The 22,626-nt window shown below is 72.4% G+C and carries 20 protein-coding genes; 6 read left to right on the top strand and 14 right to left on the bottom strand.

What is annotated here, in order from left to right; genetic code table 11:
* Positions 1-145: 145 nt before the first annotated feature.
* The 10 genes from ACFUJ1_RS15375 to infC form a co-directional block, all read right to left on the bottom strand.
* Positions 146-1,186 carry a hypothetical protein gene (locus ACFUJ1_RS15375; protein WP_378645932.1) on the bottom strand — a complete coding sequence of 347 codons (1,041 nt, stop codon included), beginning with the start codon at positions 1,184-1,186 and terminating at the stop codon, positions 146-148.
* Positions 1,187-1,220: 34 nt separating this feature from the next.
* Entirely contained in the window at positions 1,221-1,727 is a 507-nt protein-coding gene (locus ACFUJ1_RS15370) for a hypothetical protein (RefSeq protein WP_378645930.1), read from the bottom strand.
* Between the two features lie 9 nt (positions 1,728-1,736).
* Complete coding sequence (locus ACFUJ1_RS15365) at positions 1,737-2,537, bottom strand: alpha/beta hydrolase (RefSeq protein ID WP_378645928.1); 801 nt, start codon at positions 2,535-2,537, stop codon at positions 1,737-1,739.
* Entirely contained in the window at positions 2,534-2,815 is a 282-nt protein-coding gene (locus ACFUJ1_RS15360) for a DUF427 domain-containing protein (RefSeq protein ID WP_378645926.1), read from the bottom strand. Before ACFUJ1_RS15360 ends, ACFUJ1_RS15365 begins: the two co-directional genes overlap by 4 nt.
* 31 nt (positions 2,816-2,846) lie before the next feature.
* On the bottom strand, positions 2,847-5,348 hold the full coding sequence (gene pheT, locus ACFUJ1_RS15355; RefSeq protein ID WP_378645924.1) for a phenylalanine--tRNA ligase subunit beta: 2,502 nt from the start codon (positions 5,346-5,348) through the stop codon (positions 2,847-2,849).
* Positions 5,349-5,378: 30 nt separating this feature from the next.
* Positions 5,379-6,437, bottom strand: a complete 1,059-nt coding sequence (gene pheS, locus ACFUJ1_RS15350; protein ID WP_378645923.1) for a phenylalanine--tRNA ligase subunit alpha — start codon at positions 6,435-6,437, stop codon at positions 5,379-5,381.
* A gap of 82 nt (positions 6,438-6,519) precedes the next feature.
* Positions 6,520-7,350 (bottom strand): TrmH family RNA methyltransferase, encoded by an 831-nt coding sequence (locus ACFUJ1_RS15345; protein WP_378645921.1) that lies wholly within the window; start codon positions 7,348-7,350, stop codon positions 6,520-6,522.
* 79 nt (positions 7,351-7,429) lie between these two features.
* The gene (rplT, locus tag ACFUJ1_RS15340) at positions 7,430-7,810 is read right to left on the bottom strand and encodes a 50S ribosomal protein L20 (RefSeq protein WP_378616046.1); all 381 of its coding nucleotides are present in this window, start codon (positions 7,808-7,810) and stop codon (positions 7,430-7,432) included.
* 115 nt (positions 7,811-7,925) lie between these two features.
* Positions 7,926-8,120 (bottom strand): 50S ribosomal protein L35, encoded by a 195-nt coding sequence (gene rpmI, locus ACFUJ1_RS15335; RefSeq protein WP_233016897.1) that lies wholly within the window; start codon positions 8,118-8,120, stop codon positions 7,926-7,928.
* A gap of 55 nt (positions 8,121-8,175) precedes the next feature.
* Positions 8,176-8,850: a translation initiation factor IF-3 gene (gene infC / locus ACFUJ1_RS15330; RefSeq protein ID WP_233021226.1), complete on the bottom strand. Its 675-nt coding sequence runs from the start codon at positions 8,848-8,850 to the stop codon at positions 8,176-8,178.
* Between the two features lie 319 nt (positions 8,851-9,169).
* On the opposite strand from infC, the gene ACFUJ1_RS15325 reads away from it, so the two are divergent.
* Together ACFUJ1_RS15325 and ACFUJ1_RS15320 are read left to right on the top strand one after the other, a co-directional pair.
* A complete protein-coding gene (locus ACFUJ1_RS15325) occupies positions 9,170-9,667 on the top strand; it encodes a DinB family protein (RefSeq protein ID WP_378645919.1) in 498 nt (165 codons plus the stop codon).
* Between the two features lie 5 nt (positions 9,668-9,672).
* Positions 9,673-10,050 (top strand): DUF1844 domain-containing protein, encoded by a 378-nt coding sequence (locus ACFUJ1_RS15320; RefSeq protein ID WP_378645917.1) that lies wholly within the window; start codon positions 9,673-9,675, stop codon positions 10,048-10,050.
* Positions 10,051-10,592: 542 nt separating this feature from the next.
* Here ACFUJ1_RS15320 and uvrA read toward each other — a convergent pair.
* Positions 10,593-13,595 carry an excinuclease ABC subunit UvrA gene (gene uvrA / locus ACFUJ1_RS15315; RefSeq protein ID WP_378645915.1) on the bottom strand — a complete coding sequence of 1,001 codons (3,003 nt, stop codon included), beginning with the start codon at positions 13,593-13,595 and terminating at the stop codon, positions 10,593-10,595.
* A gap of 220 nt (positions 13,596-13,815) precedes the next feature.
* On the opposite strand from uvrA, the gene ACFUJ1_RS15310 reads away from it, so the two are divergent.
* A complete protein-coding gene (locus ACFUJ1_RS15310) occupies positions 13,816-14,448 on the top strand; it encodes a response regulator (RefSeq protein ID WP_378645913.1) in 633 nt (210 codons plus the stop codon).
* Between the two features lie 72 nt (positions 14,449-14,520).
* On the opposite strand, the gene ACFUJ1_RS15305 is transcribed toward ACFUJ1_RS15310, so the two are convergent.
* On the bottom strand, positions 14,521-15,348 hold the full coding sequence (locus ACFUJ1_RS15305; RefSeq protein ID WP_378645911.1) for a sigma 54 modulation/S30EA ribosomal C-terminal domain-containing protein: 828 nt from the start codon (positions 15,346-15,348) through the stop codon (positions 14,521-14,523).
* 275 nt (positions 15,349-15,623) lie between these two features.
* Here ACFUJ1_RS15305 and ACFUJ1_RS15300 point away from each other — a divergent pair, with 275 nt between their 5' ends.
* From ACFUJ1_RS15300 to ACFUJ1_RS15290, 3 genes are all read left to right on the top strand, one after another.
* Positions 15,624-17,345, top strand: a complete 1,722-nt coding sequence (locus tag ACFUJ1_RS15300) for a GAF domain-containing sensor histidine kinase (RefSeq protein ID WP_378645909.1) — start codon at positions 15,624-15,626, stop codon at positions 17,343-17,345.
* Between the two features lie 205 nt (positions 17,346-17,550).
* Positions 17,551-18,900, top strand: a complete 1,350-nt coding sequence (locus ACFUJ1_RS15295; RefSeq protein ID WP_378645907.1) for a diguanylate cyclase domain-containing protein — start codon at positions 17,551-17,553, stop codon at positions 18,898-18,900.
* Between the two features lie 92 nt (positions 18,901-18,992).
* A complete protein-coding gene (locus tag ACFUJ1_RS15290) occupies positions 18,993-21,263 on the top strand; it encodes a HelD family protein (protein WP_378645906.1) in 2,271 nt (756 codons plus the stop codon).
* A 125-nt stretch (positions 21,264-21,388) separates the two neighbouring features.
* Here ACFUJ1_RS15290 and ACFUJ1_RS15285 read toward each other — a convergent pair whose 3' ends face one another.
* A complete protein-coding gene (locus ACFUJ1_RS15285; protein WP_378645904.1) occupies positions 21,389-21,841 on the bottom strand; it encodes a universal stress protein in 453 nt (150 codons plus the stop codon).
* A 325-nt stretch (positions 21,842-22,166) separates the two neighbouring features.
* Positions 22,167-22,583: a DoxX family protein gene (locus ACFUJ1_RS15280; protein ID WP_378645903.1), complete on the bottom strand. Its 417-nt coding sequence runs from the start codon at positions 22,581-22,583 to the stop codon at positions 22,167-22,169.
* Between the last annotated feature and the right edge of the window lie 43 nt (positions 22,584-22,626).

Genomic DNA, 22,626 nt, shown 5'->3' with positions numbered 1-22,626 from the left:
CCGTAGCCCGATCCACGGCGGCAGCGGCGCGTAAGTCCCGGCGACACGCCCAGCGGTTCGGAGCGCCGAAAGACTGGAGACCGGGCGGTTTTTCGTGTTCGCGGGGTTCGCCATCGCCGGTTCCCGCCGCGCGGGGCTCCCGGGCTCAGCCTTCGCTTTCTCCGGCAGCGCCGAGAATCGCGAGTACCGGCTCGGACAGAAAGAACGGCTCCAGCCGCTCGCGGATGAGCCCGGCGAGCACCCCGTCCGCCTTGGCCCGCTCGATCACCGCGGGGCCGTAGCGCAGGATCTCGGTGCGCAGGTCGTCGCCGGTGAGCCCGAGCTCGGGCAGCAGCGCGGCGAGCGTGAACTCGCCGTACTTGCCGAGGAAGACGTCGACGCACTCGTCCAGCAGCAGCCCGAAGTACGGCTTCTCCCTTGTGGTCACCGCGATCTCGTAGCTGAGCAGCACCAGGTCGCGCAGGTCCTGCTCGGTCAGGTACTCGCGCAGCCCGTTGACCGGCTCCCCGGCGTGCAGGTCCCAGAACTCCATGGCGGCGCTGTGCACCGGGGCGTCGCGCAGCACCTCGCGGATGGCGTTGTTGGTGCGCTCCAGGGCGAAGCGCGCGCCCTTGTCCGCCATGTCGCTGAGGAAGGCGTTGTCGGCGGCGGCCTTCCGCGCCCGGTTGGCGGCCGACTGGCCGAGCGAGACCAGCGAGCCGACGCCGGGGATCTTCTCCGCGCGCTGCCGGTTGGCCTGCATGAAGTCGTCGATCAGCTTGTCCACGAACTTCGAGGCGACGGTGGCGACCAGCGGGCTCTCGGTGAGCCTGCTCAGGATCCGCTCCTGCGCCTGGTGCATGCCGAGGATCTTCTCCAGCAGCGCCTCGACCGGCTGCCGCTCGACCACCTCGCCGAGCGTGTATTCGTCGTTCTCCGCGATGTGGGTGTAGATCGAGTCGGCGAAGACGCCGGACATGTCGGCGAAGACGGGGCTGCCGCCGATCAGGTCGACCACGGTCGCGACGGTCTGCTTGGCCTGCTCCGGGGCGACGACATCGCGGACCAGGATGGTCTCGGCGACGCCGAGCACGGACCCGACATCGCGGGCGACGACCTCGGCGAAGCGGTCGCCGGTCACCTCCGCGAGCAGGAAGTCGACCTGGGCGTCGAGGAGTCGTTCGGCGATCTCGCGCGGCTCGGGCATGTTCTCCACTCTCGTGTCGCCGAGCCGGCGGATGTCACGGCCCGGTGGATTCGTCGCGCATCGACTTCCGGATCTTGTCGAGGCGGTCGCGGGCCGCATCCTCGCGCGCCTGCCACTGTTCTTCGACGCTGCGCCCGGCGATGGTCTCGCGTTCGAGCTCCTCCCGGCCCTGGGCGGTGCCGAAGCGCTGCTCGACCTTATCGCGAACGGAGTCGAATGTCGGCACGCCGGAGGCGGTATAGCCGCCGGTCGGCGGCGTACCGGACATACCCTGCGGCGGTACCGGTACCGGCGGTACCGCAAACCCGCCGCCGACCTGCTGCGATCCGGGCGCCTGCTGCGGGACGGTACCGGTACCCGGGTGCGGGGTGTCCGGAATCACAACCGCGTCGAGCGGCGCGCCGGAGGTGGCCTGCTCGGCGAGCGCGGCGTGCACCCGCGCGAAGGTCGGCCGCTGCGCGGTGGCGGCACGGAGCACGGCGAGCAGTTCGTCGTCCGGGAGCGCGGCGAGCAGCGCACCGATTCCGGCTGAGTCGGTCATGCCACCAGGCTACGGAGTCCGGCCGAGACCGCACTCCGCGCGCGCCCACTCGGCGATCAGCCCGACCCAGCGGCGGCCCGCGCCCATGATCAGGTCGTTGTGGCCGCAGCCGGGGAAGATCTCCAGGCGCTTGGGGTCGGGGGCGGCGGTGTAGAGCCTGCGGGAGTGCTCGACGGGGAGCAGTTCGTCCCGGTCGCCGTGCATGAGCAGCAGCGGGACGCGTAGGTCGCCGATGCGGCGCAGGGTCGGGTAGGCGTCCGGCACCAGCGGGGCGGGGATGACCGGGAAGACCGAGCGGGCCGCGTCGCGCAGCCCGGTGAAGGTGGACATGAGCACCGCCCCGGCGGGCGGGTGCGCCGCCGCGAGCTCGGTGACCACCGCCCCGCCGAGCGATTTCCCCAGGTAGATGACGCGCTCCGGATCGACCTCCGGCCGGGCGAGCAGCGCCGCGCGGGCGGCGCGGGCGTCCAGGTAGGTGCCGCGCTCACTGGGCCGCCCGGTGCTGCGGCCGTACCCGCGGTAGTCGAAGGAGAGCACGTCGAACCCGGCCGCGGTGAGCAGCGCGAAGATCGGCAGCCGATCACCGATGTTGCCCGCGTTGCCGTGCGCGAAGAGGATGTGCCCGATCGGCTCGCGGGCAGGCAGCCACCAGGCGTGCAGCGTCTCCCCGTCCGCGGTGCGCGGCGCGAGCTCGGCGAAGTCGAGCCCGAGCAGGTCGGGGGTCCAGGCGATCTCCCTGGTCGGGTGGTAGGTGAGCGCGTGCATCACCGCGTTCGCCGGGTGCCGCGCCGCGCGCACCGCGAGCGTCATCCGGTGATCTCGACGCCGCGCCAGAAGGCCACCCGGTCCCTGATCTCCTCGGCCTTCGGCTTCGGGTCCGGGTAGTACCAGGCGGCGTCGGGGTTGCGCGCGCCGTCGACGGTCACCGTGTAGTACGACGCGGTGCCCTTCCACGGGCAGACGCTGTGCTTGTCGCTGTCGCCGAAGTAGGCCCGGTTCAGCGACGACGCCGGGAAGTAGTGGTTGCCCTCCACCACGACGGTGTCGTCGCTCTCGGCCAGGACCGCGCCGTTCCATTCCGCTCGCATGATGCGCCTTTCGCCGGGGACTCCCCCGACGTTACCCGCGCAGTTCCGCGCCGACGGCGCTCGCCGCGGCGGCCACCGCGGCATCGCGGGCGGCACTCGCCTCGTCCTCGGTGAGGGTGCGGTCCGGCGCGCGGAAGCGGAGCGCGTAGGTGAGCGAGCGGCGGTCGGCGCCTGCCTGCGCGCCCTCGTAGACGTCGAAGAGCGCGATCTCCTCCAGCAGCGTGCCGCCGCCGTCGCGCAGCGCCGCCTCGACGGTGGCGGCCGGTACCGAGCGGGCGACCGTCACCGACACGTCCTGCAGCACCGCGGGGAAGGGCGAGACCACGGGCACCGGGCGGGTGTCGCGCAGCGGGATGGCGTCCAGGTCGAGCTCCAGCGCGCAGGTGCGGGCGGGCAGCCCGGCCCGCTCCAGCACCGCGGGGTGCAGCTCGCCCGCGTACCCGACGACGGCGCCGTCGACGACCAGCTCGGCGCAGCGCCCCGGGTGCCAGGGCAGCTGCGCGGCCGGGCGCCGCTCGATCCGGACCCCGGCGGCGTCGCCGACCGCGTCGGCCAGCGCGAAGGCGTCGGCGGCCTCGGCCTGTCGGCCCGGCCCCCACGGCCCGCGCGGCTCACGACGGCCGCTGAGCACCGCGCCGACGTGCACCGGCTGCGCGGGCAGCGAGTCGAGCAGCTCGGCGATCTGCTCGGACGAGGGCCTGCGGTCCACCGGAAGCGCCGCGACCGGACGGACGTTCGGCCCGGGCAGCACCACCTGGGCGATGCCGTAGAGCGCGAGGTCCCGCGCGCCGCGGGAGATATTGCGCGCGGCCACCTCGAGCAGCCCGGGCAGCAGCGTGGTGGCGAGTTCGGGGCGCTCGGCGTCGAGCGGGTTCAGCACCCGGGTGGTGGTACGCCGCGGGTCGTCGTCGTCCAGCCCCCACACGTCGAAGACCCCGGCGGGCAGGAAGACCGGCGGCGGCACCTCGACGCAGCCGGTGAAGGCGAGCGCCCGGCTCACCGCGCGGCGGCGGCGCTGCGCGGGGGTCAGCCCGCGCCCGGCCGGTGCGGTCGGCACGACCGACGGGATCTGCTCGAGCCCCTCCAGGCGCAGCACCTCCTCGACCAGGTCGGCGGGCTGGGCCAGGTCCGGCCGCCAGCTCGGCGGGGTGACCAGCAGCTGGCCGTGCCCGACCGCGCTCACCGCGACCTCGACGGTGCAGCCGATCTGCGCCAGCCTGCGCGCGGCGGTGCCGGTCGGGTAGGTGACGCCAGCGACGCGATCGGGCAGGTCGATGTCCATGGCGATGGCGGGCGCTGGCTCGACCGGCACCCGGATGTCGCTGAGCACGTCCCCGACGGCGCCGCCCGCGATCTCGGCGAGCAGCGCGGCGGCGCGGTCCAGCGCGACCACGTTGAGCTCCGGGTCGACCACCCGCTCGTACCGCTTGCCCGCCTCGGAGACCAGCTTGTGCCTGCGCGCGGTCCGGTAGATGAGCAGCGGGTTCCAGGTGGCGGCCTCCAGCAGCACGTCGGTGGTGCCGTCGTTCACCTCGGTGCTCGCGCCGCCCATGACGCCGGCCAGCGAGACCACGCCGGACTCGTCGGCGATCACCACGTCCTCCGGGTCGAGGGTGCGCTCGACGCCGTCCAGGGTGCGCAGCCGCTCCCCCGGCCGCGCCTGCCGCACCACCAGCTCGCCGCTGACCGCGGCGGCGTCGAAGGCGTGCAGCGGCTGGCCGAGCTCGAGCATGACGTAGTTGGTGACGTCCACCGCGGGCGAGATCGGCCGCACGCCGGAGAGCAGCAGCCTGCGCTGCAGCCACCACGGCGACACGGCCTTCGGGTCGATCCCGGTGACTCGGCGGGCCGCGAAGCGGGTGCACTTCGACTCCGGCTCCAGCGTGATCGGCCACGCGGGCGCGGCCGAATCCGGCAGCGTGCGCACGGCCGGGTCGGCGTACTCCAGGTCGAAGCCGCAGGCCAGCTCGCGGGAGAGGCCGCGCACCGAGAAGCAGTAGCCGCGGTCGGGGGTGATGTTCAGCTCGATGACGGTGTCGTCCAGCCCGAGCAGTTCGTTGGCGTCGGTGCCAGGGGAGGCGGTGCCGGGCTCCAGCACCAGGATGCCGGAGTGGTCCTTGCCGATGCCGAGTTCGGCGACCGAGCAGATCATGCCGTGCGAGGTGTGGCCGTAGGTCTTGCGCGAGCTGATCCGGAACCCGCCGGGCAGCACCGCGCCGGGGAGCACCACGACCACCAGGTCGCCGACGGCGAAATTCCGCGCGCCGCAGATGATCTCCTGCGGCTCCGGGTTGCCGACGTCGACCTTGCAGAACCGGATCGGCTTCTTGAACTCGGTGAGCTCGGTGATCTCCAGCACCCGGCCGACCACCAGCGGGTACTCGATGTCACCGGTCACCCGCTGGAGCCGGTCGACCTCCTCGACCTCCAGCCCCACCCGGACGAATCCCGCGTCGAGCTCCTCCGGCGTCACCGACCACTCCGGGACGGTGCGGGCGATGATCTCGGTCAGCCAGGACTGCGCTACTCGCACGTGACGTGTCGCTCTCTCGTATCGGAAGGGTCAGGACCGGACGCCGAAGGGCAGGGTGAACCGCACGTCGCCCTCGACGATGTCGCGCATGTCGGGAATCCCGTTGCGGAACTGCAGGGTTCGCTCCAGCCCCATGCCGAAGGCGAAGCCGCTGTACTCCTCCGGGTCGATCCCGCTCGCGATCAGCACCTTCGGGTTCACCATGCCGCAGCCGCCCCACTCGACCCAGCCCGCGCCGCCCTTCTTGTCCGGGAACCAGACGTCGACCTCGGCGGAGGGCTCGGTGAAGGGGAAGTAGTTGGGGCGCATGCGGGTGCGCGTCTCCGGGCCGAAGAGCGCGCGGGCGAAGGCGTCCAGGGTGCCGCGCAGGTGGCCCATGGTCAGCCCCCGGTCCACCGCCAGCCCCTCCACCTGGGAGAAGACCGGGGTGTGCGTGGCGTCCAGCTCGTCGGTGCGGAAGGTGCGGCCCGGGCAGACCACGTAGATCGGCAGCTCGCGCTCCAGCAGCGAGCGCACCTGCACCGGCGAGGTGTGCGTGCGCAGCACCTGGCGCGACCCCTCCGGCGCGATGTGGAAGGTGTCCTGCATGGTGCGCGCGGGGTGGTCGGGCAGGAAGTTGAGCGCGTCGAAGTTGAAGTGCTCGGTCTCCACCTCCGGCCCCTCGGCGACCTCCCAGCCCATGGCGACGAAGACGTCGGCGATCTGCTCGGAGATCACGGTGATCGGGTGCCTGGCGCCCGCGGCCGCGCGCCGGGCGGGCAGCGTGACGTCGATGGCCTCGGCGACCAGCACGGCGGCATCGCGCTCGGCGAGCAGCGCGGCGCGGCGGGCGTCGAAGGCGTCGGAGACCCGGGTGCGGGCGGCGTTGACCCGCTTGCCCGCGTCCTTCTTCTCCGCCTTGGGGATGGTGCCGAGCGCGCGCTGGGCCAGCGCCAGCGGCGCCTTGCCACCGAGGTGCTCGGTCTTGGCGACGGCCAGAGCGTCCAGATCCGCCGCGGCGGCGAACGCCTTCTCGGCGGCAGCCGCGGCCGCGGCCAGTGCCTCCTCGGTCAGCGCGGTGCCCTGCTCGGCGGCGGTGTCGTCGGCCACGGTAGCTCGTCTCTCCCTGCGGTCGGGTGCGGAATTGTCCCGGTCGAATCGTATTCGATGGGCCGTGCGGGCTTCACCCGCATTACCCGGCGTGCCTGACCCGCGAGCTCGCGTACAGGCAGATCGCCGCGGCGGCGGCCAGGTTCAGGCTCTCGGCGCGGCCGAGGATCGGGATGCGCACCCGGTGGTCGGCGCGCTCGGCGAGCTCCGGCGCCAGCCCGTGCGCCTCGTTGCCGAAGAGCCAGGCGACCGGGCCCGCCAGCACCGGGTCGGCGTCGTCCAGGTCGAGTTCGCCGCGCGCGGTGGTGGCGAGCAGGGTGACGCCAGCGGCGCTCAGCGCGTCCAGCGCGGCGGCGGCGTCACGCTCCCGGGCCACCGGGACGTGGAAAAGGCTGCCCGCGCTGGCCCGCACGCACTTGCCGTTGTGCGGATCGACGGTGTCGCCTGCGAGCACGACGCCGTCCACCCCGACCGCGTCGGCCACCCGGATCAGCGTGCCCGCGTTGCCCGGCTCGGCGATCTCGACCGGCACCGCGAACAGCGCGGGCGGGAGCCGGGGGGCGCCCGGCCTCCGGGCGATGCGGGCCAGCAGCTCGCGCAGCGGTACGTCCAGCAGGTCGCAGACCGCGACCAGTCCGGGCGCGGTGACGGTTTCACCGAGGTGCTGCGCGGCGCGCTCGCTGACCAGCGTGGTGCGCACGCCGGAGGCGGCGGCACCGGCGACCAGCTCGTGCTCGCGCGCGGCGGCGCCCGCCGAGTAGAACAGCTCGCGCACCCGCCCGGTCGCCAGCGCGGCGGTCACCGCGTTCGCCCCCTCGGCGAGGAATGCGCCGGTCCTGCGGCGCTGCGCCGAGCGGTGCAGCTTCGCGGCCGCGACGACGCGCGGGTTCCGCGGCTCCAGCGGCTCAACCACGGGCGCCGCCCGACGCGGAAACGACCCGCGGGATGCGTCCCGCGGGTCGTTCCGGAAGTCCGTGATTCAACGCGTGCCGTCAGGCGGCGGGGGCGTTGACATCCTCGGGCAGCGCCGCCTTAGCGAGCACGACCAGGCCGGCGAACGCCTCGGCGTCCGACACCGCGAGCTCGGCCAGGATCTTGCGGTCCACCTCGATACCGGCGGCCTTCAGGCCCTGGATGAACCGGTTGTAGGTGATGTCGTTGAGCCGGGCGGCGGCATTGATGCGCGCGATCCACAGCTTGCGGAAATCACCCTTGCGCGCCCGGCGGTCCCGGTAGGCGTAGGTGAGCGAGTGCAGCTGCTGTTCCTTGGCCTTGCGGTACAGCCGGGACCGCTGGCCCCGGTAGCCCTTGGAGGCCTCGAGGATGGAACGGCGCTTCTTCTGAGCGTTGACGGCCCTCTTGACGCGTGCCACTGATCGATTCCTGTTCGAGGTTCGTGGGCGCGGCGAGGCACCCTGGTTCGATAGATTCTGGCGTCCGGGTCAGCGGACGCGGGGTCGCGCGGGCTCGCACCCGCGCCGGAGCACGTCAGATACCGAGCAGCCGCTTGACGCGGGGGACGTCGGCCACGGAGACGGACTCGACACCATCCAGACGACGAGTCCGGCGGCTCGACTTGTGCTCGAGCAGGTGGCGACGGTTCGCCTGCTGGCGCAGCAGCTTGCCCCGGCCGGACACCTTGAATCGCTTCGAGGCGCCGCTGTGGCTCTTCATCTTCGGCATGAGTGACCTCAATCTGTGTGCCGGCGGCCCGTGGGCCGCCGAGTGCTTGTTCGTCCTACTGCGGCGCGGTCGTTTCGGCCGACGCCGGCGCGGGGGCCGGTTCCGGTGCGGGGCCGGACCGGGGGCGCGGCGCCGCGTCCTGCTGCGCCTTCACCCGGGTCTTCGCACCCTTGTGCGGGGCGAGAACCATCGTCATGTTGCGGCCGTCCTGCTTGGCCGAGGTCTCCACGAAACCCAGCTCGGCGACGTCGGATCCGAGCCGCTGCAGCAACCGGAAGCCGAGTTCGGGCCTGGACTGCTCGCGGCCGCGGAACATGATCGTCACCTTGACCTTGGACCCGGCCTCGAGGAAGCGAACAACGTTGCGCTTCTTGGTCTCGTAGTCGTGGTCGTCGATCTTGGGGCGGAGCTTCTGCTCCTTGATGACGGTCTGGACCTGGTTCTTCCGGGACTCGCGCGCCTTCTGCGCCGTCTCGTACTTGAACTTGCCGTAGTCCATGATCTTGCAGACCGGCGGACGGGCATCCGGGGCCACCTCGACCAGGTCGAGATCGGCTTCGAGAGCGACGCGTAGCGCATCTTCAACACGCACGATCCCAACCTGCTCGCCGCTGGGCCCGATGAGCCGGACTTCGGGAACACGGATGCGATCGTTGATGCGGGTCTCAGTGCTGATGGGGCCTCCTAGGTCAAGCGGTGTCGTCGACGACCGCGTGCAGGTAACCCCGATATCAACGCGAAAGCCCCGGTCCGGTATTTCACCGGCCGAGGCCCGAGTCGACCGATCACCACGGAACCCGGGTGCCATTGAGCACACAGGAATCCGGCCCTGGAGGGCGGGTGACCGGACCGCGTACCGGACACGAGGTCGGCGGCGGTGGGAGTCGGGCTCCACTTGCGACCCCGGACGGAGAGTGAGCATGCGGATGGCATGCTTACCACCGACCAGGGCGGTCGTCCCGAACAACTCTAGCAGTTATGCGCCCCGGCTCCCAATCGCTCCCTTATTCGCTTGCGGGCGACGGCTCCGCGCTGGGACCGTTCCGGCCGTGACCGACCTGCTGCGCTGGCAATTCGACCTCACCTGGTCGCTCGCCACCATCCACCTCGACGATCTCACCGCCGACGACGCGCTGTGGGAGCCGGGCCCGCTGGTCTGGACCGTGCGCCCGGACGCCGACGGCGCCTGGCGCCCGGACTGGGCGGAGACCGAGCCGTCCCCGATCCCGGTGCCGACCATCGGCTGGCTCACCTGGCACATCGACTGGTGGTGGTCGGGCGCGCTTGCCACCGCACTCGGTACGGCGGCACCGGGGCACGACGACGTCCCGTGGGCGGGCAGCACCGCCGCCGCGGTGGCCCGGCTGCGCACCCTGCGCACCGAGTGGCTCGCCGCGCTGGAGCGGCTCGGCCCGGACGAGCTGGCCGAACCCGCCGGCGCGTGGCCGTCGGTGGCCCACCTGGTGGCCTGGGTGAACGCCGAACTCATGAAGAACGTCGCGGAGCTCGGGCAGCTCCGGCTGCTCCGGCGGGGATCGCTAGCCTGAACGCCATGACCGACCAGCCCGAATTCGCCGCCGCCACCGAGACCGCCGCGCACACCGAACCGGATGTACGCGAGCTGGCCGATATTCCGGCGGTGGAGGTGATCAGCCGGGCCGCCGTGATGCTGATGAGCTCGGCCGCGGAGAAGCTGGGGCTGGCCGACGAGGATCCCGATGCCAGCCCGCGGCGCGATCTGGACGAGGCGCGGCGGGTGATCACCGCGCTGGCCGGGCTGGTCACGGCCTCGATCGAGTACCTGGGGCCGCACGCGGGGCCGATCAGGGACGGGCTGCAGTCGCTGCAGCGGGCCTTCCGGGAGAGTTCGGCGCACCCGGACGCGCCGGGCACCGGGCCGGGCGAGAAGTACACCGGGCCGGTGCACTGAGCACCGCGGGCAGCGCACTGAGCACCGCGGGCAGTGCGCGACCGGGCGGAGCGGCCGGTGGGCGGCTCCGCCCGGTGCCGTTCACAGCCCCGGCGGGGTTACCGAGATGGACGAGCCCGTGGCGATGACCTGGGCGAGGGCAGCGAAGATGCCCGCGATCCCGGCACTTCCGGTATCCATGTATTCGTATTCCTTTCGACGGACGCGCTCAGGCGCCGGTGCCGGGGTTGTAGTTGAGCGAAGAGCCGGTGCTCAGGGCCGCTAGCACCGCAGCGACCAGCGCCGCGATATCGACGCCTTCCATGTGAATTCCTCTCTGGCGGAACCTGTTCCGAGTCGTGCCGCCGCCGCGCCGGCGATCGGGAACGACTCGGATCGAACGAGTGCCGCTGCTGTCCGGGACACGTTCCGGACGCGGCGCCGCCGATCTTACATACGGACGTTTCAGATCGGGCCGGAATCTGGACGTTCGACCGAATAGCGCCGACAACGGCACGAAAAGCGGGCCGCCCGAGTTCGGACGGCCCGCTTTTCCGGCTCGTTCAGCGCAGGGCGGACGCCTTGCGGGAGAGCCGCTTGGCGGTGGCCGCCGCCCGCTGCGCCGGCTCGGCTTCCGCCGCCGCCTTCTTGGCTGGCGCCTTGCGCGCCCGCGGCTTGCGCGCGGGCGCCGCGGCGGCACCGCGCCGCTCGGCGGCGGCCAGCGCCTCCCGCAGGAACCCGCCGGTGTAACTGCCCTCGACCCCGGCCACCTCCTCCGGCGTGCCCTCGGCGACGACCGAGCCACCCCCGGAGCCACCCTCCGGCCCCATGTCGATGATCCAGTCGGCGGTCTTGACCACATCCAGGTTGTGCTCGATCACGATGACCGTGTTTCCCTTGTCCACCAGCCCGTTGATCACGATGAGCAGCTTGCGGATGTCCTCGAAGTGCAGCCCGGTGGTCGGCTCGTCGAGGATGTAGGCGGTGCGCCCGTTCGAGCGCTTCTGCAGCTCGGCGGCGAGCTTGACGCGCTGCGCCTCGCCGCCGGAGAGCGTCGGCGCGCTCTGCCCCAGCCGGACGTACCCGAGCCCGACGTCGACCAGCGTCTTCAGGTACCGGTGGATCGAGGTGACCGGCTCGAAGAACTCGGCCGCGACCTCGATCGGCATGTCCAGCACCTCGGCGATGGTCTTGCCCTTGTAGTGCACCTCCAGCGTCTCCCGGTTGTACCGGGCGCCGTGGCACACCTCGCACGGGACGTAGACGTCGGGCAGGAAGTTCATCTCGATCTTGAGCGTGCCGTCGCCGGAGCAGGCCTCGCAGCGCCCGCCCTTGACGTTGAAGGAGAACCGCCCCGGCTGGTAGCCGCGCACCTTCGCCTCGGTGGTGGCCGCGAAGAGCGTGCGGATCTTGTCGAAGACGCCGGTGTAGGTGGCCGGGTTGGAGCGCGGGGTGCGGCCGATCGGCGACTGGTCGACCTGCACCAGCTTGTCCAGGTGGTCCAGCCCGGTGATCCTGGTGTGCCTGCCCGGCACCTGGCGCGCGCCGTTCAGCTTGTTCTGCAGCACGGTGGCCAGGATGTCGTTCACCAGGGTGGACTTGCCGGAGCCGGAGACGCCGGTGACGGCGGTGAGCACGCCGAGCGGGAAGTGCACGTCGATCCCGCGCAGGTTGTGCTCGGTCGCGCCGACCACGGTGAGCCTGCGCTTGCGGTCGATCGGCCTGCGTACCAGCGGCAGCGCGATGCTCTCCCGGCCGGCGAGGTAGGCGCCGGTCAGGGAGGTCTCGTTGGTCAGCAGCTCCTTGTACGTGCCGCTGTGCACCACCCGGCCGCCGTGCTCGCCCGCCATCGGGCCGATGTCGACCACCCAGTCCGAGGCCCGGATGGTGTCCTCGTCGTGCTCGACCACGATCAGGGTGTTGCCGAGGTCGCGCAGCCGGGTGAGCGTCTCGATCAGCTTGCGGTTGTCCCGCTGGTGCAGCCCGATCGACGGCTCGTCCAGCACGTACAGCACGCCGACCAGGCCGGAGCCGATCTGGGTGGCGAGCCGGATGCGCTGCGCCTCGCCACCGGAGAGCGTGGCCGCGGCGCGCGAGAGCGACAGGTACTCCAGCCCGACGTCGAGCAGGAATCCGAGCCTGGCCTGCACCTCCTTGACGATCTGCCCGGCGATGGCTGCCTGCCGCTCGCCGAGCGTGAGCCCGTTCAGGAAGGCCGCGCAGTCGCCGATCGACAGGTCGCTGACCTCGGCGATCGAGCGCCGCTCCGATCCGGAGGCGATGGTCACCGCGAGGATCTCCGGGCGCAGCCTGCTGCCGCGGCAGACCGGGCACGGGACGTCCCGCATGTACCCCTCGTAGTGCTCCTTCATCTGCTCGGACTCGGTGTTCTCCATGCGCCGCTGCAGGAAGGGCATGACGCCCTCGAAGTCGGCGTAGTAGGAGCGCTTGCGGCCGTAGCGGTTGGTGTAGGAGACGTGCACCTGGTCGGTGCTGCCCTCGAGCACGGCCTTGCGCGCCTTCGCGGGCAGGTTCTTCCACGGTGTGTCGATGGAGAAGCCGTTGGCCTCCGCGAGGCCGGACAGCAGCCGGGTGAAGTACTCCGCCGACTGCCCGCGCGACCACGGCGCGATGGCGCCCGCCGACAGGCTCAGCTCCGGGTCGGGGACCACCAGCTCCGGGTCGACCTCCTTGCGGATGCCGAGGCCGGTGCAGTCCGGGCAGGCGCCGTACGGCGAGTTGAAGGAGAAGGAGCGCGGCTCCAGGTCCTCGATGTCGAGCGGGTGGCCGTTCGGGCAGGCCAGCCGCTCGGAGAAGCGGCGCTCGCGGTCGTGCGCGTGCTCGTCGCGGTCCACGAAGTCGAGCACGACGATGCCGTCGGCGAGCCGCAGCGCGGTCTCGATCGAATCGGTGAGCCGCTGCTTGGCGTTGCCCTTGACGGCGAGCCGGTCGATCACCACCTCGACGTCGTGCTTCTCCTGCTTCTTCAGCTTCGGCGGGTCGGTGAGCGGATACACGACGCCGTCCACCCGGACGCGCGAGTAGCCCTGGCTGTTCAGCTGGTCGAAGAGGTCGACGAACTCGCCCTTGCGGGTGCGCACCACCGGGGCCAGCACCTGGAAGCGCAGCCCCTCGTCCATGGCGAGCACCTGGTCCACGATCTGCTGCGGGGACTGCTTGGCGATCAGCTCGTGGCAGACCGGGCAGTGCGGGGTGCCCGCCCGCGCGTAGAGCAGCCGCAGGTAGTCGTAGACCTCGGTGATGGTGCCGACGGTCGAGCGGGGGTTGCGGTTCGTCGACTTCTGATCGATCGACACCGCGGGTGAGAGCCCCTCGATGAAGTCCACGTCCGGCTTGTCCATCTGGCCGAGGAACTGCCGCGCGTACGCCGACAGCGACTCCACGTAGCGCCGCTGACCCTCGGCGAAGATGGTGTCGAAGGCGAGGCTGGACTTGCCGGAGCCGGAGAGCCCGGTGAACACGATCAAGCTGTCCCTGGGCAGATCGAGGTCGACCCCCTTCAGGTTGTGCTCCCGAGCTCCGCGAACGGTGAGGCGTTCCGCCACCAGAAGTCCCTTCTCGATCGTGTTCCGACGTGCACAGCTGTCCCCGGCGGCGATGCTAGAGGCGACCACCGACAAGTAGCGGCCGCGAGGTCGGGGCGGGGGCTAAGGTGGGGTCGCAGAACACGACGACCGCGGCCGCCGGGGTGCAGGCGCCGCACGTATTCGTCGTCCAGCATACGGACGCGGCGCCGCGTCGGCGGCGGGCGGAGCGGAGGGCGGGATGCTCGGGGTGTTCCTGGTCGACGACCACGAGATCGTCCGGCGGGGGCTGGTGGATCTGTTGCAGAGCGATCCGGAGCTGACCGTCGTCGGTCAGGCCGGTACCGTCGCGGCCGCGCTGGCCGGGGTGCGCGCGGTGCGCCCCGACGTCGCGGTGCTGGATGTGCGGCTGCCGGACGGCAACGGCATCGAGCTCTGCCGCGACCTGCTCGCCGAGCACGACGGGCTGCGCTGCCTCATCCTCACCTCGTTCAGCGACGAGCACGCCATGCTGGACGCGGTGCTGGCCGGGGCGGGCGGGTATGTGGTGAAGAACATCAAGGGGATGGAGCTGGCCGAGGCGATCAAGCAGGTCGGCGCCGGGCGCTCGCTGCTCGGCGGGCGCTCGGCGGCGACGCTGGAGGCGCGGCTGCGGCACGCCAGCGGGGCCGCCACCCTGGAGCGCCTCACCGAGCAGGAGCGGCGGTTGCTCGCGCTGCTCGGCGAGGGGCTCACGAACCGGCAGATCGCCGCGCGCATGTTCCTCGCCGAGAAGACGGTGAAGAACTACGTCTCCCGGCTGCTCGCCAAGCTCGGCATGGAGCGCCGCACCCAGGCGGCGGTGCTCGCCAGCAAGCTGGACTCCGGCGCCTGAGCCACGTCCCGCGTGGCCGGGCGGCGCGGCGACGCCACCCGGCCAGCGGACCGGCCATCGAACCCGGCGCGATCAGCCCGCGGTGGCGGGCGTGACCAGCGTCAGGTCACCGTCGTAGCGGCGGTAGAGCAGGGCGCCGCGGCCGGTGGCGGTGTCGGTGAAGAACAGGAACGGCAGGCCGGCGCGGCAGAGCCGATGCGCGGCGGCGGCCTTGGCCAGCACCGGCGCCGGCTCGGTGCTCGTGCGCACCGTGAGCGCCCCGACCTGCAGCGGCCCGGTCATCGGGGACGGCGCGGGCCGCGTGGAGCGCTGCCGGATGAGCCCGGCCCCGACCCCGTCCACCCAGTGCACGACCGCGTCCTCCCCGGTCTCGGCGTCCACGAAGAGATACGCCTCGTAATCCATGGCGTCCAGGACGGCGGCCGCCTCGGCGACGGTGCCGTCCAGCAGCAGGCACTGCTTGCCGCGCACGATCGGCCGCACCGCGGTGACCGCGGTGAGCGGCGGCCGGGCCGGGTCGGGCCAGGCCCGCGCCTCCCCGGAGGCGGCACGGGCCAACCTGCGGTCCAGCCGCTCGGCGGCGAAGGTCACCGCGAAGCCGCGCGGGCCGGTGACCTGCACCCGGGTCGGCAGGTCGCGCAGGCACAGGTTGGCCTGCACCAGCGTCGGCTCGCCCGGCCGGGCGGGCGCCGTCACCCTGACCCTGGTGGTGGCGTCCAGCCGGTGCCTGCGCAGCACCCGCCCGATGGCGCGCACCGCCCTGGTCACCTCGGCGGGCTCCACCGCACCCGATGTGGTCACCGCGAGCACCGGATCACCCGCGGTCGTCCACTGCTGTACGGCCCGCTCCGGCGCGGGCGTGCTGCGGATCCGGCCCGCCGCCACCGGACGGCGGCGCATCGCCACCGACCGCGGCGCGGACGACCGGCCCACTCGTTTCGACGAATCCATCTGCCACACCCCACTTCCGATTCGTTCCCGCTGACCATGGAACAGCCGCCCACCGCACCGGACCAGGGTCGAAAGTCCTCTGTCACCGGCCCGGGCGTGCGACACGGCCCCGCGCGCGGCCTGCGCACCACCCCGGCGTTCTAAACTGGACCCGCGCGGCCGGTGCCGCGCGCCAGGGGTTTTCGAGTTCGGGCGCCGACGCCCGGCAGCAGGGGAATGCGCGGATGACCGACGAGAACGGCAGCGATCCCTACTCGGTGCGCGACACCCTCTCCCAGCTGCGGTTGCGCGAGCTGCTCGGCGAGGTGAAGGAGCGGGTCGAGCTCATCATCGACTCCAGGGACCGGATGGACGGCCTGGTCGAGGCGATGCTCACGGTCACCAGGGGGCTGGACCTGGACGACACGCTCCGGGCCATCGTGCGCGCCGCCACCCAGCTGGTCGACGCGCGCTATGGCGCGCTCGCGGTGCGCGGCCACGACGAGCAGGTGGTGCAGTTCCTGGACGAGGGCATCGACGACGCCACCAGGGCGAAGATCGCGGCCCAGCCCGCCGGGCACGGGGTGCTCGGCACGGTCTTCGGGCACACCCGCCCGGTGCGGCTGGACGACCTCACCGCGCACCCGGACTCGGTCGGCTTCCCGCCCGGCCATCCGCCCATGCGCACCTTCCTCGGGGTCGCGGTGCGGATCAGGGAGGAGGTATTCGGCAGCCTCTACCTCACCGAGAAGGCGGGCGGCCAGCCCTTCACCGAGGACGACGACGTGCTGGTGCAGGCGCTGGCCGCGGCCGCTGGCACCGCGGTGGACAACGCCAGGCTCTACGAGTCGGCGCGGACCAGGCAGGCCTGGATCGAGGCCACCCGCGACATCGCCACCGAGTTCCTCGCGGGCACCGACTCGGACCGGGTGCTGGCGCACGTGGTCGACCACGCCCGCACGCTGAGCGGCTCGCACCAGGCCTTCCTGGCCAGCGCCCCGATGCGGGTCGCGGGCGGCACCCCGGTGCGGGAGCTGGTGGTGACGCAGTGGGTCGGGCCGGACGCGGGCGCCGACTGGCAGCCGGTGCGGGTGGCGGGCACCGCGCTCGGCGAGGCCTTCACCCGGCGCACCCCGCTGCGCTGGGACGAGCTCGGCGACGCCGACCTCGGGGTGCCGCTGCGCAACGCGGGGCCGGTGCTGGTGCTTCCGCTCTGCACCCCGGACAGCACGCTCGGCGTCCTCGTCACCATCCGCCCCGCCGGGTTCGCGCCGTTCGACGACGAGCTGGTCGAGCTGACCGCCGCCTTCGCCGACCAGGCCGCGCTGGCCATGCAGCTCGCCGACGCCCAGCAGCGGGTGCGCGAACTGGACCTGGTCGCCGACCGCGACCGGATCGCCCGCGACCTGCACGACCACGTCATCCAGCGGCTCTTCGCCATCGGCCTCTCGCTGCAGAGCACGCTGCCGCAGGTGCGCGGGCCCGAGGTGCGGGAGCGGCTCGGCGCCACCATCGACGACCTGCACGAGGTGGTGCAGGAGATCCGGACCTCGATCTTCGACCTGCACGGCGGGGTCGGGCTGCCGCAGCGGCTGGCCGACGCGGTGCGCCAGCAGACCGCGGAGACCGCGCTCCACGCCGACCTGCGGATCAGCGGCCCGGTGGACGGGCTCGCGCCGGAGCTGGCCGACCACACCGAGGCGGTGGTGCGCGAAGCGGTCAGCAATGCCGTGCGGCACTCCGGCGCCGACACCGTGCTGGTCGAGGTGGCCGCGGGCAGCGCGCTCACCGTGGTGGTCACCGACAACGGCTGGGGCATGCCGCACCACGTCGCCCGCTCCGGGCTGCGCAATCTGGAGCAGCGCGCCGAGTCGGCGGGCGGTTCGCTCGCGGTGGTGACCGCGGGGCCGGACGCCGATCCGCGCACCTTCCCCGGCACCAGGCTGCGCTGGTCGGTGCCGCTCTGATCGAGCCGGTGCGTACTGTGCGGTAACGGGAACGGTGCGCGCGATCGACATATGATCGAGTACTGCTCTGGACGGCTTCTGCGGCACCGGGCAATATCTGTGCTCCTCCGCCGGCTCCCCGGCGGGCGAACCGGTTACCCCCGTGGCCAGGGTGCGGGTGGCTGCCGTTCCGGGTATGGCGCGGGACGAGCGATCGGGGAGCGACGTGGGTGAGGACGGCACCGTCGATGCTGCCGGCACACCGGCCGGTGACGCGCGCGTCGCCGGCGCCGAGCTGGTCGCCCAGCGCTACCGCTCGCTGGTCGAGCACATCCCGGACGGCGTCTGCGTGCACGAGCGCGGCACCGTCGTCTACGTGAACCCCGCCGCCGTCCGGCTGGTCGGCGCCGCGTCGGCCGCCGAGGTGGTCGGCAGGCCGCTCACCGACTTCGTGCACCCCCGCTTCGTGCCCGCCATGCTGAACCGGATCGCCGCGCTCACCGAGGAGGGCTCGGCCTCGCCGCCCGCCGCGATGACGCTGCTCCGGGTGGACGGCGGCACCGTCGACGTGCGGACCGTCGCCGTGCTCACCCCCTGGCACGGCCGCCTCGCCTACCAGGTGGTGCTGCACGATCTCACCGCGCAGCGCACCGCGGAGGCCGCGCAGCGCCGCGCCGAGCAGCACTTCACCACGGTGGTGACGCAGCTGGAGGAGGGCGTGGTCTGCATCGACCGGGACGGCCGGATCGAGTCCATCAACCCGGCCGCGCGGCGCATCTTCGGCGTGCTCACCGGGCTCGACCCGATCGGCTGCCGGATCGAGGAGCTGCCGCTCACCCTGCTCGACGCCGCCGCACGCCCGCTGGCCCCGGCCAGGCACCAGGTGGCGCGCACGCTGGCCACCGGCGAGACCATCACCGGCTACGTCTTCGGGGTGGACCGGCACGACGGGCAGCGCCGCTGGCTCTCCGGCAGCAGCAGGCTGCTGAACCCGGACGACCCGGACTCCTCCGCGGTCTCCTCGTTCTCCGACATCACCGAGGTCCGCGCCAGCCGCAGGCAGCTGGAGTACCAGGCGACGCACGACTCGCTGACCGGGCTGGCCAACCGGTCGCTGGTGCTGGCCCGGCTGGCCGAGGCGCTGGCCGCCGGTGACGAGCAGCCGGTCTCGCTGGTGCTCTTCATCGACCTGGACGGCTTCAAGGCGATCAACGACACGCTCGGGCACGCCATCGGCGACACCGTGCTGCAGATCGTGGCGCAGCGGCTGCAGCGGGCGCTGCGCGCCGACGACGTGGTCGGCAGGCTCGGCGGCGACGAGTTCCTGGTCCTGGTCGCCGGGCGCACCCGCGCCGCCGACCGGGAGGCGCTGGCGCATCGGCTGCGCACCGCCATGGCGGAGCCGATCATCGCGCGCGGGCACCGGATCGAGGTGGACGCCTCGGTCGGCGCCACCGATCTGCTGCCCGGCGACGACCGCACCCCGGAGGCGGTGCTGCACGACGCCGACGTGGCGATGTACCAGGCCAAGTCCGGCGGTGACCGTGGCCACCCGACCAGCACGCACGCCTCCTGACCGGCACCGGCCGGAGTAGACTCGATCGTTCCGTTCTCCGGCTGCGCGCGCCGCGCGCAGCGGACTCCCACCCGGCCGAGAAGGAGTTCAGTGTGCCCGAAGGCCGCGACGACGACCTGGTAACCGAGCAGGAGTACCTGACCGCGCTGTACGAGCGCCTGGACGCCATGCGCGAGTACGCGCGTACCCGGCTGCGCACCGTCCTGCTGGAGGCGGGCGGCACCCCGCAGGCGCGCAGCGAGCGGGAATCGTTCACCCAGCTCTACAGCGAGGACCTGGCCAAGTACGACGCCGCCGAGCACGGGCTCTGCTTCGGCCGGATCGACCTCGACCCGGAGCAGTCCGAGGACGCCAGGCGCTACGTCGGCAGGCTCGGCATCCTGGACGAGGAGCACGACTACGACCCGCTGCTGCTGGACTGGCGCGCTCCCCTGGCCCGGCCGTTCTACCTGGCCACCACCGCCATGCCGGAGGGGGTGCGGCGGCGCAGGCACATCCGCTCGCGCAACCGCCGGGTGACCGCGCTGAACGACGAGTACCTCGCGGTCGAGGCGCTGGAGGCGGCGGGCGCCGCGCAGCCGGACGAGGGGGTCGGCGGCGAGAGCGCGCTGCTCGCCGCGCTGAACGCCGCCCGCACCGGGCACATGAACGACATCGTCGAGACCATCCAGACCGAGCAGGACGCGATCATCCGCTCCGAGCACAAGAGCGTGCTCGTGGTGCAGGGCGGGCCGGGCACCGGCAAGACCGCGGTGGCGCTGCACCGCGCCGCCTACCTGCTCTACACCTACCGGCAGCAGCTGGCCAAGAGCGGCGTGCTGATCATCGGCCCGAACGCGACCTTCTTGGACTACATCGGGCAGGTGCTCCCCTCGCTCGGCGAGACCGGCGTGCTGCTCTCCACCATCGGCGACCTCTACCCCGGGGTGAAGGCCACCAGGGAGGACAGTCTGCGCGCCGGCGAGCTCAAGGGCTCGCTCGCCGTCCTCGACGTGCTCAAGCAGGCCGTGCGGGACCGGCAGGAGGTGCCTGCACAGCCGATCCGGCTGCGCTTCGACGGCTACCCGGTGACGCTGGACCGCGGCATCGCGACGAAGGCGCGCGGCCGCGCCCGCTCCTCCCGGCGCCCGCACAACCTGGCGCGGCCGATCTTCGCCGCCTCGGTGATCGACGCGCTCACCGAACAGCTCGCCGCCACCATGGGCGCCAACCTGGTCGGCGCGGAGAGCCTGCTCGCCCCCGCCGAGCTGAACGACATCAGGGACGAGATGCGCTCCGACCCCGAGGTGCAGGCCGCCATCACCCGGCTCTGGCCGATCCTCTCGCCGCAGGAGGTGCTCGCCGACCTGCTGGCCCAGCCGGAGCGGCTGGCCCGGGTGGCGCGGACCATGCCCGCGGCCGACCGGGCCGAGCTGCACCGGCGGGCCACCGGCGAGTTCAGCGCCGCCGACGCCCCGCTGCTCGACGAGCTGGCCGAGCTGCTCGGCGTGGACGACGCCGAGGAGCGGGAGCGCTCGCGGCGGCGCTACCGGGCCAGGCTGGAGGAGGCGCAGGACGCGCTGGACATCCTCACCGGCTCGGCGCCGCAGGATCTGGAGGACGAGCTCGATCCGGAGATCCTCATGGCCTACGACCTGATCGACGCCGGGCAGCTGGCCGAGCGGCAGAACGTGCGCACCAGCCAGACCACCGCCGAGCGCGCCGCGGGCGACCGCACCTGGACCTACGGCCACGTCATCGTGGACGAGGCGCAGGAGCTCTCGGCCATGGCCTGGCGCATGGTCATGCGGCGGATCCCGAACCGCTGGATCACCGCGGTCGGCGACGTGGCGCAGACCGGCGACCCGGCGGGCGCCTCGTCCTGGCAGGAGATCCTGGAGCCGTACGTGGCGCGGCGCTGGAAGCTGGCCGAGCTGACCGTCAACTACCGGACGCCCGCCGAGATCATGGCGGTGGCGGCGGGGGTGCTCGCGGCGATCGATCCGGCGGCCGAGGTGCCGCGTTCGATCCGGGCCACCGGGGTGGCGCCGAAGGCGGTGCGGGTCGCGTCCGGCGAGCTGGCCGACGCGGTCGGCAAGGCGGTGGCGGCGGAGAACGGGCCGGGGACCACGGCGGTGATCGTGCCGCACGCGCTGGCGGCCGCGCTGCCCGAGCCGCCGAGCGAGTCGGTGCGGGTGCTCACCGTCGCCGAGGTGAAGGGGCTGGAGTTCGACGCGGTGATCCTGGTCGAGCCGGCCGCGATCCTCGACGAGTCACCGCGCGGGCGGAACGACCTGTACGTCGCGCTCACCCGCGCCACCCAGCGGCTCACCGTGCTGCACAGCACCGACCTCCCGGCCGAACTCGGCACGCTCGCAACCTGAGGCTCGCGCCCTCGCCTGCCGCACTCCCGCGCGTGCCCGAGCCGCCGCGCCGGCCGGTCCGCGCCCGGACGCAGCACGGCCCCGCCCGATTCGAATCGGGCGGGGCCGCGGTGCGGAACAGCGCGTCAGCGCACGGTGTGCACGATCAGCACATCCGAGCGGGACTTGCGCGCGACATCCGACGGCACCGAGCCGAGCAACCGCCCGGCCAGGGTGTTCAGCCCCCGGTTGCCGACGACGAGCAGATCGGCGTCGACCTCGCGCACCAGGTTCAGCAGCGAGTCGACCGGCTCGCCGACGACGGGCCGCTCGATGATGTTCTTGGCGCCCGCGGCCGTGGCCTTGTCCCGCGCGACGCGCAGGATCTCGTTGGTCGGCGCGGAGCCGCGCACCTGGTAGGCCTCGTCCTTGAGCACGTCCGCCGCGGCGGCGACATCACGATCGTCCGTCGGGTAGAACGCGCAGGCCACGATCAGGGCGGCGTCGGAAACGCCTGCCAGCGCCGCGGCCTTCTCCACGGCCACGTACGACGAGTCCGATCCATCGGTACCGACGACAATGGTCCGGTAGGCGGTCATCTCTCCTCCAACGACTCAGGGCGGGTGCCGGTCCGGTGCCTGGCTGAGACACGCACCGGGCGGTGACTGCGACCGACCATAGCGGCAAAACCCCGCAGAATTTAAGAAATCGCAACACATCACATCCGCGTCCCCGTCACATTCCGGTGATCCGCCGCACCGCGAGTTCGCTGACCGGCCCGCGACAACCTGCGCCGACGCGGTACGGGCGGGGGCCGATCTGTGAAGTGTCACAGGCGAATCGAAGCGCCTTGCCGCGGTAAGACATTCGTCACAGCACCGATACCCCGCCGGTTTCCGGCCGGAAATGCGTACCGCGCCGTGCTCAGTTCAGGTGGAAGAGCGGCCCGGTGATCGTCAGCCCGAGCTCGGGCGTGTGCGCGAAGAAGGCGAAGAGCGCCAGCGCGGCGCCGCCGAGGGCGACGTCCTTGTTGAAGCCGATCAGCTCCAGCTGCTTGGTCTCCGCGTCGGTCTCCTTCCAGAACGGGTGCATGAGCACCGCGGTCGGCAGCAGGAACAGCACGAGCAGCAGCGATCCGAGGTCGGCCCAGACGCCGAGCAGCACGCTCAGCGCACCCACCAGGATGAGCACCCCCGAGCCGAGCACGGCGAGCTTCGGCGCCGGTATCCCCCGGCTCGCCGCGTACCCGGCCATCCCGTCCGCCTGGGTCAGGTGACCCGCGGCCGAGCCGAGGAACAGCAGCGCGAACAAGATCCGCCCGATCAGCACAACGACATCCATGACCCGCTCCTTCGAGACATCGGAATCCGACCGGGACAATTGT

The organism is Nocardia sp. NPDC057227 (assembly GCF_042669725.1).
Lineage (GTDB): Bacteria > Actinomycetota > Actinomycetes > Mycobacteriales > Mycobacteriaceae > Nocardia > Nocardia asteroides_A.
This window is presented reverse-complemented; position numbering and strand designations above follow the sequence as displayed.

Bases quoted from the DNA above. Each gene is read 5' to 3' on its own strand.
- ACFUJ1_RS15280 (WP_378645903.1), bottom strand. From the start codon at position 22,583: ATGGATGTCGTTGTGCTGATCGGGCGGATCTTGTTCGCGCTGCTGTTC.
- ACFUJ1_RS15365 (WP_378645928.1), bottom strand. From the start codon at position 2,537: ATGACGCTCGCGGTGCGCGCGGCGCGGCACCCGGCGAACGCGGTGATG.
- ACFUJ1_RS15310 (WP_378645913.1), top strand. From the start codon at position 13,816: ATGCTCGGGGTGTTCCTGGTCGACGACCACGAGATCGTCCGGCGGGGG.
- ACFUJ1_RS15285 (WP_378645904.1), bottom strand. From the start codon at position 21,841: ATGACCGCCTACCGGACCATTGTCGTCGGTACCGATGGATCGGACTCG.
- ACFUJ1_RS15370 (WP_378645930.1), bottom strand. From the start codon at position 1,727: ATGACCGACTCAGCCGGAATCGGTGCGCTGCTCGCCGCGCTCCCGGAC.
- ACFUJ1_RS15375 (WP_378645932.1), bottom strand. From the start codon at position 1,186: ATGCCCGAGCCGCGCGAGATCGCCGAACGACTCCTCGACGCCCAGGTC.
- ACFUJ1_RS15360 (WP_378645926.1), bottom strand. From the start codon at position 2,815: ATGCGAGCGGAATGGAACGGCGCGGTCCTGGCCGAGAGCGACGACACC.
- ACFUJ1_RS15320 (WP_378645917.1), top strand. From the start codon at position 9,673: ATGACCGACCAGCCCGAATTCGCCGCCGCCACCGAGACCGCCGCGCAC.
- ACFUJ1_RS15305 (WP_378645911.1), bottom strand. From the start codon at position 15,348: ATGCGCCGCCGTCCGGTGGCGGCGGGCCGGATCCGCAGCACGCCCGCG.
- rpmI (WP_233016897.1), bottom strand. From the start codon at position 8,120: ATGCCGAAGATGAAGAGCCACAGCGGCGCCTCGAAGCGATTCAAGGTG.
- ACFUJ1_RS15300 (WP_378645909.1), top strand. From the start codon at position 15,624: ATGACCGACGAGAACGGCAGCGATCCCTACTCGGTGCGCGACACCCTC.